Annotated in this window: 9 protein-coding genes; 1 reads left to right on the forward strand and 8 read right to left on the reverse strand. The window is 70.5% G+C overall.

Features of this window, described 5'->3' with window-relative positions:
* The 5 genes from OG509_RS28770 to OG509_RS28790 form a co-directional block, all read right to left on the reverse strand.
* A complete protein-coding gene (locus OG509_RS28770) occupies positions 1 to 1506 on the reverse strand; it encodes an SDR family NAD(P)-dependent oxidoreductase (protein ID WP_406185440.1) in 1506 nt (501 codons plus the stop codon).
* 126 nt (positions 1507 to 1632) lie between these two features.
* Positions 1633 to 3627: a hypothetical protein gene (locus OG509_RS28775; protein WP_406185442.1), complete on the reverse strand. Its 1995-nt coding sequence runs from the start codon at positions 3625 to 3627 to the stop codon at positions 1633 to 1635.
* A gap of 109 nt (positions 3628 to 3736) precedes the next feature.
* Complete coding sequence (locus OG509_RS28780) at positions 3737 to 4792, reverse strand: signaling protein (protein WP_406185443.1); 1056 nt, start codon at positions 4790 to 4792, stop codon at positions 3737 to 3739.
* A gap of 124 nt (positions 4793 to 4916) precedes the next feature.
* The gene (locus OG509_RS28785) at positions 4917 to 7046 is read right to left on the reverse strand and encodes a 3-hydroxyacyl-CoA dehydrogenase NAD-binding domain-containing protein (RefSeq protein ID WP_406185444.1); all 2130 of its coding nucleotides are present in this window, start codon (positions 7044 to 7046) and stop codon (positions 4917 to 4919) included.
* Positions 7043 to 8269, reverse strand: a complete 1227-nt coding sequence (locus OG509_RS28790; protein WP_406185446.1) for a thiolase family protein — start codon at positions 8267 to 8269, stop codon at positions 7043 to 7045. Before OG509_RS28790 ends, OG509_RS28785 begins: the two co-directional genes overlap by 4 nt.
* Before the next feature lie 331 nt (positions 8270 to 8600).
* Between OG509_RS28790 and OG509_RS28795 the strand changes: the two genes are divergently transcribed.
* On the forward strand, positions 8601 to 9776 hold the full coding sequence (locus OG509_RS28795) for an alpha/beta fold hydrolase (protein ID WP_406185447.1): 1176 nt from the start codon (positions 8601 to 8603) through the stop codon (positions 9774 to 9776).
* Between the two features lie 33 nt (positions 9777 to 9809).
* Here the strand turns inward: OG509_RS28795 and OG509_RS28800 are convergent, their stop codons facing one another.
* The 3 genes from OG509_RS28800 to OG509_RS28810 form a co-directional block, all read right to left on the reverse strand.
* Positions 9810 to 11081, reverse strand: coding sequence for an HRDC domain-containing protein (locus OG509_RS28800; RefSeq protein WP_406185448.1), 1272 nt, complete (start codon positions 11079 to 11081; stop codon positions 9810 to 9812).
* A 125-nt stretch (positions 11082 to 11206) separates the two neighbouring features.
* Entirely contained in the window at positions 11207 to 11869 is a 663-nt protein-coding gene (locus OG509_RS28805; RefSeq protein ID WP_007267191.1) for a response regulator transcription factor, read from the reverse strand.
* 304 nt (positions 11870 to 12173) lie between these two features.
* The gene (locus OG509_RS28810; protein ID WP_406185449.1) at positions 12174 to 12830 is read right to left on the reverse strand and encodes a DUF3000 domain-containing protein; all 657 of its coding nucleotides are present in this window, start codon (positions 12828 to 12830) and stop codon (positions 12174 to 12176) included.
* Positions 12831 to 12848 lie beyond the last annotated feature (18 nt).

The following is a 12848-nucleotide window of genomic DNA, read 5'->3' on the forward strand; positions in this document are numbered from 1 at the left end:
CTAGACCCCCTGGTCCTCCGTGGTCTGGATCAGCACGGACGCCAGCGCCGCCTCGAAGCCGGAGCGCTGCGCCGGGGTCGTGGTCGGGTCCTGCTTGCGTACGTCGATGACGTGGCCGGTCATCTCGGAGAGGAGTACGTCCAGGGAGGTCAGGGCGACCGACTCGGACGTGAGCAGCGACGCCGTGGGCTCCTGGCCGAACGCCTTGGTGCGCATCGGGGTGGCCGTGCGCTCCGGGTTCACGCAGTTGACGCGGATGCCGTCCTCGGCCCACTCGTCGGCCAGCGCCTGGGTCAGGTTGACCATGGCGGCCTTGGTCGAGGAGTACAGGCTGTACTCGGCGCGGCCGCGGGTGTAGCTGCTGGAGGTGAAGAGCAGCAGCTGGCCCTGGGTCTCGCTGAGGTACTTGTACGACGTCCGGGCGATGTTGACGGGCGCGAGGTAGTTGACGTCGAGCGCTTCGCGGATCGTCTCGTTGTCGGTCTCGTCGAGGCGGCCGACGCGCAGCACGCCCGCGGTGTTGACGACGTAGTCGATGCGGCCGGTCTCGGCGTAGGCGCCCGCCAGGGCCTCCTCGACGTGGTCGAGGTTCTCGACGTGCGTGCCGGTGGTGGAGCGGCCCAGGGCGAAGACGCGGGCGCCGAAGCCCTCGGCGATGCGGGAGATGTCGGCGCCGATGCCGTACGAGCCGCCGAAGACCACCATCGTCTTGCCGGCCAGCTGCTCGCGGTACGCGGCCTCGCCGGCCTGGGCCGGCGCGGCGTGGGAGGCGAGCTGGAAGAGCTTGTCGGCGATGAACACGTCGACGGGCTGGGTGACCTTCATGTTGTAGTCGTCGCCGGTGACGATGTGGACCGGGACGTGGGGCAGGTACTTGACGACGACGGAGCAGTCGTCGGTGGCCTGGAAGAAGGGGTCCGCGGCCGCCCGCTCGTACGCGGCGCGGATCGTGGAGAGCCGGAAGCCCTGCGGGGTCTGGCCGCGGCGCAGCCGGGAGCGGTCGGGGACCTCGGTGATGAACTCGCCGTCGTTGCCGTGGGTACGGGTCACGATGACGGTGTCGGAGGACGGGATGGCGACGTCGACGGCCTGGTAGCGCTCCAGGGACTCGACGCATTCGCGCACCACGCGCTGCGAGAGCAGCGGGCGGACCGCGTCGTGGAACAGGAGGTTGCAGTCCTCGCCCTCTCCGAGCCCGGCGGCCGCGGCGTCGATGGCGATCCGGGTGGTCTCGCTGCGGGTCGAGCCGCCGGCCAGGACCCGGGTGACCTTGCCCAGCTTGGCCCGCTCCACGATGCGGCGGGCGTCCTCCACGTACGCGGGCGTCATGAGGAGGATCACCTCGTCGACGTCCGGCGCGTTCTCGAAGACGTGGAGCGTGTGCTCCAGGATCGGCTTTCCGGCGATCTTGAGCAGCTGCTTCGGTATTTCGAGCCCGATGCGCTGGCCGGTGCCACCCGCGAGAACGACGGCGACGGTGCGGTGGGGGACAGGTCTGGAGGACAAGGCTCCTTCTTCCTGAGTGAGGGGTGCGGCACGGCGGTGGTGCGGGGCGGTGCGGGGCGGTGCGAGTGGTGCGGGGCGGCGGTCGGTGGACGGGCGGTGCGACGCGGATGCCCGGGGGAGGCCCTCCTACACGGGGTGGGGGACCTGCTCCGGGTATTCGATGGGGAAGTCGCGCAGCCCCCGCCGGTAGAGGTTGTTGGCGGCCGCGTTGAAGCGGACGATCGAGGGCGGGTACTCCTCGCCCAGGAGGTATTCCTTCAGCTGTTCGCGGTAGGGCGCCATGACGTCCTCGCGCGGGTTCAGCGTCGCCTCGATGGCCTCGGCCAGGCCGTTGCAGTCGCCGTCGAGCAGGTAGGAGGCGTACGCCGTCCGCTGCTCGTTGCGGAACTGGTCGTCGGGCAGGCCGTCGAGGTTGAAGATGGCGTACGGCTTCAGGGTCGCGACGAAGTCGGAGACGACGCTGGACATGTCACCGATGAGCAGGTCGGACTGGTTGAAGCAGTCGTACAGGGCCGGGATCCGCTCGGTCACCACGTGGTGCGCGGCGTCGGGGACGGCGTTCCAGTACAGGGCCCCCGCCTGGTTGCGGCTGCGCCGGATGCGCGCGGTCCGCTCCTCCTCGGTGAGGTCCGGGTACTTGGAGCGGACGCCGCGCTCGGAGAGGTCGGCGATGCGCTGGTCGATCCGGGCGAGCTTCTTGGCGGCGGCCTTGGAGTCGGTGAGGTTGCGGCCGAAGCGCCGGGCGTTGTCCTCTTCGAGGAGGGCGATGACGCGGCGGTGCGCGGCGGCGGCCTCGGCGGAGCGCGAACCGGTGAGCGGGTGCGGCTTGTAGATGATGCGGATGTCGCGCTCGTAGTCGAGCAGCGCCTTGATCAGCTTCTCGCCGGCCGGGATGACCGAGGTGTAGCAGGCGTCGTCGGTCCAGCCCTCCCAGGTGGGGGCGTAGATGACCGTGGGGACGGGGGCGGCGACCTTGCCGGTCCAGCGGTGCAGGGGCATCAGCTGGGGGCGGCCGACCTCGACGATCTGGTGATGCGAGACGGCGTGCTTGATGCGCTCGTAGCGGTCGCGGCCGGCGCGGCCGGCCACCCAGATCTCGTCGAAGACCTTGCTGACCCGGTTGCTGCTCGCGAGCTTGTCGCTGTCGCCGTGGCCGATGAAGACGTGCTTGACCTCGGCGCGCTGGAGCATGTGGACGTTCTTGCCCGCGTTGCCGGGGTAGAGGGCGACCCGGAGTTCGTTCATCTCGATACGGGCGAGGTTGTCCGCCTTCGGGATGCAGATGACGGGGACCGAGGTCGCGTCCAGGTAGCGCAGGGTGGCCCGCTCGCGCAGCACGATGATGGGCCGCAGCTCCAGTGCCTCCAGCGACTCCAGCCACATGTTCACCTGGTACATGAAGTCTTTGGAGACGGCCGCGAAGGTGAAGTAGAGCGCCACCTGGGGTCGGTATTCGGCCAGCTGGTGGTTGAGCTCCTCGATGGCCTCGTCGGTGGTGGGGAGCTTGAGCGCGTTGCGCGCGTCGGGCACCAGCACCAGCAGCGAGAAGTAGGCGAGGAAGACGGTGATGATCATGCCGTACGTGACGAAGCGCCAGTCGTCCGTGGAGATGGTGGCGAGGGCGCCGGCCACCAGCGGGATGTCCAGGTGCAGTGTCTTGCGGACGTGCTTGTTCATCAGGAACGGGTGCGGCATGCGGCGGATGCCGAGCGCCTCCAGGTCCAGTCCGCGCGTGGTGAACGGCAGTTCGTTGCGCATCTTGCGGACGTGCTTGAGGAGCGCGCCGTACGCGAGCTGCAGGATGAACAGCAGGAGCAGGCCGATGGTGGTCATCTGCGCCACGAACGACTCGATGTCGGCGATGGCCCCGCACAGGCCGAGCAGCAGGAACTGACGGATGAGGAAGCGCATCGTCAGGCCGAAGCGCGAGTCGCGCAGCTTCTCCAGCGTCGGCGACTCGGTGTTGTGGAGCATCAGGTCGGCCACGTAGCTGAGCGCGGCGCAGCCGGCGAACAGGGGGAGGGAGACGAACGCTACGGCGACCAGCATCCCGACGAAGCTGAGGATGAGCCCGGAAGTGATCAGAACGCCGAGCGCGGCGCGCAGCCGCTTGGAGCCCATCGTGCGGTTCCTCCCCCGTGGAGGTATAAGGATTCTGTGAAGTGTCGCAGTAGTATAAGCAGCAACATTGACGGCTCAGGAACGCAGGGTTAACCAAGGGCCAATGCCGTCAGGCCGTGAAGCGATACAACGCCAGCTCACGCCGGTCCTGCGTCTTCACGGAAAAGCCGACGCACAATGCCGGCCGTCCGCCGGCCATGGCGACCGCGATTCCCTCCGGCTCCCGGTACACCAGATCCGGTGCCACGGTCACGTGATGACGGCCTTGCGCCTTCCCCGTGCGTACGTCAATTACGGACACATACGTATTTCCGCCGGACTTCCGAGGATTGTCCCCGTCCTTGCCGGTGTACGGGCCACCGGTCAGCACGTAGACGTGGTCCCCGTACAGCGCGCAGCCCTGGAACCACTCCTCCTGCTTGACCTGCACCCCGGCCTTGAGGACCTGGGCGGCGGCGAAGCGCCCGGCCAGGAAATCCGCCATCCCGTACACCGAGAACCGGTGCACGCCGCCCTCCTCGTGGCTCACCAGCACCCGCTGGCCGGGCAGGTCGAGCGCGGGGGAGACGTCGGTGGACCCCGGAACCGGGTCGAAATGGCGGACGGAGTCGTCCGCACTGTCGAGGACCGAGCCGTCCTTGAACGGGACCCGGACCACGGTGCGCCCGTAGCCGCTCTCGGCGTCGGCGCGGCCCTCCACCCATATGTACGTACGCTGGCCCGTCGGCTCGACGCCGCAGGAAATTCCGTGGCCGAAGCCGCGCAGATACATATGCCCGAGCGTTTTCCCCGAACTGCTCAGCCGGGTCAGGCACATATCGCCGGAGGTCTTCCGATCGCGCGAGTCGACCGGGTCCTCCTCACCGTCGAGCCGGATACCGTTCTCGACGGTCTGCAGTACGTAGACCTGCCCGTTCGTATCGTCGAACGCGAACGACTGCGGGCCCGTCGTATTGAACAGCGGAGTCTGAGCGAGCAGTTGCGTACCGGTCCGCATATCGAACGCACCGGCCGTCGGGCCCGCGGCGACCGGGCCCGCGTCGTCCTGCCCGTCGGCCCCGGCGCGCAGCGCCCAGGACAGACCGCCCACCGTGAGGCCGGCGGCCACCGCACCGCCCGCGAACAGCAGGTTCCGGCGGCTGAAATGTGTCGTGCCATCCGCCATGGACCGCATTCTGCCAGCCCGGACGGGAGGCTTCCGCGCCGGGCCCCCGCCTCGTCCCGTCGAACGGCGGACGCCCGCCCCCCGAGAGGGGGACGGGCGTCCGGGGCGTTCAGGTGCGGCGGCCTCAGACCGGGACGCTCGCCAGACCCGGGGCGAGGAACTTCTTGCCGTTCACGCGCTCCGAGACACCCTCGCGGTCCAGGTACGGCGTGATACCGCCCAGGTGGAAGGGCCAGCCGGCGCCCGTGATGAGGCAGAGGTCGATGTCCTGGGCCTCGGCCACGACACCCTCCTCCAGCATCAGGCCGATCTCCTGCGCCACCGCGTCCAGGACGCGGTCGCGGACCTGCTCCTCGGTCAGGACGACATCGCCCTGCACCAGGAGCGCGGCGACCTCGGGGTCCAGCTCCGGCTTGCCGGAATCGTAGACGTAGAAGCCGCGCTTGCCGGCCTTGACCACGGCCGCCAGGTTCGGGGAGACGGTGAAGCGCTCCGGGAAGGCGCGGTTCAGGGTCTCGGAGACGTGCAGACCGATCGCCGGGCCCACGAGCTCCAGCAGCACCAGCGGGGACATCGGCAGGCCGAGCGGCTCGATGGCCTTCTCCGCCGTGACGACCGGGGTGCCCTCGTCGATGACGTTCTGGATCTCGCCCATGAAGCGGGTCAGGATGCGGTTCACGACGAACGCCGGGGCGTCCTTGGTGAGGACCGCGGTCTTCTTCAGCTTCTTGGCGACACCGAAGGCCGTGGCCAGCGAGGCGTCGTCGGTCTGCTCACCGCGGACGATCTCCAGCAGCGGGAGGATCGCGACCGGGTTGAAGAAGTGGAAGCCGACCACGCGCTCCGGGTGCTGGAGCTTCGAGGCCATCTCCGACACCGACAGCGAGGAGGTGTTGGTGGCGAGGATCGCGTGCGCCGGGGCGACCGCCTCGACCTCCGCGAACACCTTCTGCTTGACGGACATCTCCTCGAACACGGCCTCGATGATGAAGTCCGCGTCCGCGAAGCCCTCGGCCTTGTCCAGGACACCGCTCACCAGGGCGGTCAGGCGGTTGGCCTTGTCCTGGTTGATGCGGCCCTTGCCGAGCAGCTTCTGGATCTCGGCGTGGACGTAGCCCACGCCCTTGTCCACGCGCTCCTGGTCGATGTCGGTGAGGACCACCGGCACCTCCAGGCGGCGCAGGAAGAGCAGCGCCAGCTGCGAGGCCATCAGACCCGCACCGACGACGCCGACCTTGGTGACCGGACGGGCCAGCGACTTGTCCGGGGCACCGGCCGGGCGCTTGGCGCGCTTCTGGACCAGGTTGAAGGCGTAGATGCCGGAGCGCAGCTCGCCGCCCATGATGAGGTCGGCCAGGGCCGTGTCCTCGGCGTCGAAGCCGGCCTGGAGGTCCCCGTCCTTGGCCGCGGCGATGATGTCCAGCGCGCGGTAGGCGGCCGGAGCGGCGCCGTGCACCTTGGAGTCCGCGATGAAGCGGCCCTTGGCGACGGCCGCGTCCCAGGCCTCGCCGCGGTCGATCTCGGCGCGGACGACCTCGGTGGTGCCGTTCAGGACGTTCGCGGTCCACAGGAGCGACTGCTCCAGGAAGTCCGCGCCCTCGAACAGCGCGTCGGCGATGCCCAGGTCGAAGACCTGCTTGCCGCGCAGCTGCTTGTTCTGGTTGAGCGAGTTCTCGATGATCACCGAGACCGCGCGCTCCGCGCCGATCAGGTTCGGCAGCAGGGCGCAGCCGCCCCAGCCCGGAACCAGGCCGAGGAAGACCTCGGGGAGCGAGAAGGCCGGGATGGCCTTGGAGACGGTGCGGTAGGTGCAGTGCAGACCGACCTCGACACCGCCGCCCATCGCCGCGCCGTTGTAGTACGCGAAGGTGGGGACGGCCAGCGCCGACAGGCGCTTGAACACGTCGTGGCCGCCCTTGCCGATGGCGAGCGCCTCGTCGTGCTGCTTCAGCAGCTCGACACCCTTGAGGTCGGCGCCGACCGCGAAGATGAACGGCTTGCCGGTGATGCCCGCACCGACGATGGAGCCCGCGAGGGCCTCCTGCTCGACCTGGTCGATCGCCGCGTTCAGGTTGGCGAGGGACTGCGGGCCGAAGGTGGTCGGCTTGGTGTGGTCGAAGCCGTTGTCCAGCGTGACGAGCGCGAAGCGCCCGGCGCCGAACGGCAGGTCCAGGTGGCGGACGTGCGCGGACGTGACGACCTCGTCCGGGAACAGCTCGGCCGCGCCCTTCAGGAGCTCAGCGGTGGTGCTCACTTGGAGTCTCCCTCGGCGTTGAAGTTCGGGTTCTCCCAGATGACCGTGGCGCCCATGCCGAAGCCGACGCACATGGTGGTCAGGCCGTAGCGGACCTGCGGCTGCTCCTCGAACTGGCGGGCCAGCTGCGTCATCAGACGGACGCCGGAGGAGGCCAGCGGGTGGCCGAACGCGATCGCGCCGCCGTACTGGTTGACGCGGGCGTCGTCGTCGGCGATGCCGTAGTGCTCCAGGAAGGCGAGGACCTGGACCGCGAACGCCTCGTTGATCTCGAACAGGCCTATGTCCTCGATGGACAGGCCGGCCTGGGCGAGGGCCTTCTCGGTGGCCGGGATCGGGCCGTAGCCCATGACCTCCGGCTCGACACCCGCGAAGGAGTACGAGACGAGGCGCATCTTGACCGGGAGGTTGTTCTCGCGGGCGAAGTCCTCGGACGCGATGATCGCGGCAGTGGCACCGTCGTTGAGACCGGCGGCGTTGCCCGCGGTGACCCGGCCGTGCGTACGGAACGGGGTCTTCAGGCCGGCCAGGTTCTCCAGCGTGGTGCCCGGGCGCATCGGCTCGTCGGTGGTGACCAGGCCCCAGCCGGTCTCGCCGGCGGCCTCGTTGGTGTTGCGCACCGAGATCGGGACCAGGTCCTGCTGGATCTTGCCGTCGGCGTACGCCTTGGCGGCCTTCTCCTGCGAGCGCACGGCGTACTCGTCGGCGCGGAGCTTGGTGATCGTCGGGTACCGGTCGTGCAGGTTCTCGGCGGTCATGCCCATGAACAGGGCGGACTCGTCGACCAGCTTCTCGGAGACGAAGCGCGGGTTCGGGTCGACGCCCTCGCCCATGGGGTGGCGGCCCATGTGCTCGACACCGCCGGCGAGGGCGACGTCGTACGCACCGAAGGCCACGCCGCCCGCGACGGCGGTCACGGCGGTGAGCGCACCGGCGCACATGCGGTCGATGGAGTAGCCCGGGACGGACTGCGGGAGGCCCGCGAGGATGCCGGCCGTGCGGCCCAGCGTGAGGCCCTGGTCGCCGATCTGCGTGGTCGCGGCGATGGCGACCTCGTCGATCTTCTTGGGGTCCAGGTCCGGGTTGCGGCGCAGCAGCTCCCGGATCGCCTTCACGACGAGGTCGTCGGCGCGGGTCCCGTTGTAGATGCCCTTCGGGCCCGCCTTGCCGAACGGGGTGCGGACGCCGTCGACGAAGACGACGTCCCTGACGGTACGAGGCACGTTGGCTCTCCTCCAGGTGCGGGTGTGCACTGCTGCGCGGCGGCGGTCGGCATCTGCTGCTGAGCGCCCGCTCACCCGGTCATGCTACTTGCCGGTAACCGGCATGCACACCCCCTCCGGGAGGAGCGGCGAACGTCACACCGGCCGACGCCGCGTGAGCCCCCTCGCGCCCTGCCGTGCGCCCGGCCGATCGGCACGGCCCGGGCTACCCGAACGGGTCGGACACCCGGCCCCCACGGCCGCGTCGACGGCGCCGGACGGGGGCGCCTCCGGATCCTGGCACGGTCCCGGGCGCCTGCCCCGGACCGGAACGACGGAACGGAGCACCGCCATGGCGGCGCCTACCCTCAAGAACCATTTCGTGGAGCACAAATCGACCATCCCGGCGAACGCCGGCGAGCTCGTCAAGATCCACGTGCGGGAGCGCGACGGCACGCACACGGGCCCGCGCAGGCCGGTCCTGATGCTGCACGGCAGGAGCGTCCCCGCCATGGCCGGCTTCGACCTGCAGTACAAGAAGTACAGCTGGGCGGAGGAGCTGGCGAAGACGGGCTTCGACGTCTTCGTGATGGAGCTCCAGGGCTCCGGGCTGTCGACCCGTCCGATGATGGACGACCACAAGAACGTCAGCCCCGCGCCCGCACAGCGGGCACTCCTCGTGCCGCACCCGAACGCGAGCGCGTACACGGGCCCGGTGAGCTACGCCGCCCAGCTGAACAACTCCCAGAGCGACTGGGACGAGGTCGACAGGGTGGTCGACTTCATCCTCGCGGAGACCGGCGCCTCCCAGGTCGACCTCATCGGCTGGTCGGCGGCCGCCCAGCAGTTCGGGCCCTACGCCATCCAGCACCCCGGCAAGGTCCGCAGCCTCTTCCTGCTGGCGCCGATCTTCCCGCCGCAGGGCAGGGCGAGCGCGCCCGGAACCGACTTCGGCGCACCGGTGCCGCTGCCGGTGTCCAAGCCGGAGGCGGCGTTCGGCTACCCGATGACCGTCGGAACGAAGAGCGGCCTCGACGTGTCGTGGCAGAAGGACCTGAAGTGCCCCGGCCAGCGCGAGGACAAGATGGTCGACGAGGTCTGGAAGGCGATCATGGCCGTCGACCCGGTCGGTGCCACCTGGGGAGGACCCGCGGGGCCCCCGGAGGGGCTCAACCGCATCCGGAACTCGTACTGGTGGGGCTGGAACTCCAAAACCGTGCCGCTGTACAACGTCCTCGGCGGGACGGTTCCCGTATGCATCGTGTACGGGGAGCACGACTCGATCGTGAACACCGCGCCGGACCTGGGTCTGCTGTACTTCTCGGTCCCCGAGCTCTACAAGGCCATCCCCGGGCCGAAGAAGCTGATGCTCCGGATCGCCTGCGCGGGGCACCAGGCGCCCTGGGAGCGCGTGGCGAACGACATCCACACCATGTCCGAGCACTGGCTCAAGCAGGGCAAGGTCGAGGGAGCGAGCTCCGGGAGCTACTACAGGGACGAGGACGGGGCCCTCACTCCCCTGGAGTGAGGGCCCCGCTCCCGATTCCGGCAGGCCGGACGGTCAGGCGGTCACGGCGAGGGCCGTGACCAGTGCCGGCGTCACCTGTTCGATCTGCCACGGGCGGGCGCCGTAGCCCGCGAGGGCCTGCGCCACTGCCTCGGGCTCCAGCCGCTGCGGCGGCTCCCAGCACAGCCGGCGGACCGTGTCCGGGGTGATCAGGTTCTCCTGGGGCAGGTTCAGCCCCTCCGCGAGCGCCGAGACGGCGGTCCGCGCCGCCGCCAGCCGTGCCGCGGCCGCCGGGTCCTTGTCCGCCCAGGAACGCGGCGGCGGCGGACCGGCCGGGGTCGCGCCCGGCTGCGGCAGCTCGTTCTCGGACAGGGCCTTCGCCCGGTCGACGGCCGCCATCCACTGCTCCAGCTGGCGCCGGCCCATCCGCTGCCCGTACCCGGGCAGGGCCGACAGCGCGTGTACGTTCGCCGGCAGCGCGAGGGCGGCCTCGACGATCGCGGCGTCCCCCAGCACCTTGCCGGGCGACACGTCACGCCGCTGGGCGATCCGGTCCCGGGACTCCCACAGCTCCCGTACGACGGCCATCTGCCGGCGCCGGCGCACCTTGTGCATGCCGGACGTACGGCGCCACGGATCCTTGCGCGGCGGCGCGGGCGGGGCGGCTGCGATGGCGTCGAACTCCTGCCGGGCCCATTCCAGCTTGCCCTGCCGGTCCAGTTCCTTCTCCAGCGCGTCCCGCAGGTCCACCAGCAGTTCCACGTCGAGCGCGGCGTAGCGCAGCCACGGCTCGGGGAGGGGGCGGGTGGACCAGTCGACGGCGGAGTGGCCCTTCTCCAGCGCGTAGCCGAGCACGCTCTCGACCATCGCGCCCAGCCCGACCCGGGGGAAGCCGGCGAGGCGGCCGGCCAGCTCGGTGTCGAACAGGGAGGTGGGCACCATGCCTATTTCGCGCAGGCACGGCAGGTCCTGGGTGGCGGCGTGCAGGATCCACTCGGTACCGGACAGGGCCTCGCCCAGTGCGGACAGGTCGGGGCAGCCGACCGGGTCGATCAGCGCGGATCCTGCGCCCTCGCGGCGCAGCTGCACCAGATAGGCGCGCTGGCCGTAGCGGTATCCGGAGGCGCGCTCGGCGTCGACGGCCACGGGTCCGGTGCCCGCGGCGAAGGCCGCGACCACCCGGGCGAGGGCGTCCTCGTCGGCAACCACCGGAGGGATCCCCTCGCGGGGCTCGAGCAACGGAATCGGCGCCTTTTCGACGTCGTCCGGGGGGCCGCCCCCGGTGGTGGTGCGCAGGTCTGCTGCGGTCTCTTGGGCGTCGGTCACCGCTCAAGGGTATCCGTGGATACGGCGCACCCGTCGCCGGAACGTTCCGTCGACGGGCGCGGGGCACGGGCTCGGGCGTTTCCCCGGCTTCTCCGAGAGTTTCCCCGGGGTCCGCCGGGCGGGTGTCAGTGGATGATCCCGGTCCGCAGGGCGACGGCGACCATACCGGCGCGGTCGCCGGTGCCCAGCTTGCGGGCGATCCGGGCGAGGTGGGACTTGACGGTCAGGGCGGACAGGCCCATCGAGACGCCGATGGCCTTGTTGGACTGGCCCTCCGCGACGAGGCGCAGGACCTCGACCTCGCGGCCGGAGAGCTCGCGGTAGCCGCCCGGGTGGCTCGGGGCACCCGGGGGGCGGCGGTGCATACGGGCGGCGGCGGCACCGATGGGGGCGGCGCCGGGCCGGGTGGGGAGCCCGATGTTGGTCCGCGTGCCGGTGACGACGTAGCCCTTCACGCCGCCCGCGAGGGCGTTGCGCACGGCACCGATGTCGTCGGCGGCGGACAGGGCCAGGCCGTTCGGCCAGCCGGCGGCCCGCGTCTCGGAGAGCAGGGTGAGACCGGAACCGTCGGGCAGGTGTACGTCGGCCACGCAGATGTCGCGCGGGCTGCCGACGCGGGGGCGGGCCTCCGCGATGGACGACGCCTCGATCACGTCACGTACTCCGAGGGCCCACAGATGGCGGGTCACGGTGGAACGGACGCGCGGGTCGGCCACGACGACCATGGCCGTCGGCTTGTTCGGGCGGTAGGCGACCAGGCTTGCGGGCTGCTCGAGAAGAACGGACACCTAGGCCTCCTGGGGGAGTGGCGGGACGGCCGGCTCGGGGAAGGAAGCCGGTGCGAACCGTGCGGATGGTCACTGACTCCTTCGGCACGTCACCCGCCCGGCTTTAGGGAATGATCACGATTTGGTGAGTAACAATTCGGGCAATTCGGACGCACGATCGATCATCGGGTGATCAGAAGCCCACAACGGCTGCCCGGTTCCGACACCGCGCCGCCGACGCTCGATCGGCCGTTCTACGGGGCGCAGTGCATTCGGCGGCTTCGGCGGGAAGCGATCACACGCGTGCCGCCGCACGGGGGCACGGCTACGGGTGGTGCGGGCCGCGCCGCTGTGGCAGGGACACCACGCCCGTCCCCGAGTCCGTCGGCCCGACCGGCGGCAGCCCCGCGATCTGGCAGAGCAGCTCGCACCACGCCGACAGGTGCGCCGAGGTGTCCGGGACCCCGCCGACGCCCTCGCGCGGCGTCCACGAGGCCCTGATCTCGATCTGCGTGGCCGGCCGCCGCTCCGAGAGCCCGCCGAAGTAGTGCGAGCTCGCCATGGTCACGGTCCCGCTCGCCTCCCCGTACGCCAGGCCGCGCGCCTCCAGCGCCCCCGTCAGCCAGGACCAGCACACCTCGGGGAGGAGGGGGTCGGCGGCCATCTCGGGCTCCAGCTCGGCACGTACGAGCGTCACCAGGCGAAACGTTCCGTGCCAGGCCTCGTGCCCGGACGGATCGTGGAGCAGGATGAGCCGGCCGTCCGCCAGATCGTCCTCGCCGTCGACGACCGCGGCCTCCAGGGCGTAGGCGTGCGGGGCCAGGCGCTGGGGCGGTCTGGTGGGGTCGATCTCGATCCCCGGACGCAGGCGCGCCCTCTTCAAGCCGTCGACCGCGTGTCGGAACGGGAGCGGGACGGAGCTCTCCTTCGCGCTGTCCACACCGTCAGCGCCATCTGAAAATCGTCCCTGAGCCGCAGCCATGCGGGGAAGACTAGGCGG

The sequence above is a fragment of the Streptomyces sp. NBC_01006 genome, assembly GCF_045162725.1.
In the GTDB taxonomy this organism is placed as follows: Bacteria; Actinomycetota; Actinomycetes; order Streptomycetales; family Streptomycetaceae; genus Streptomyces.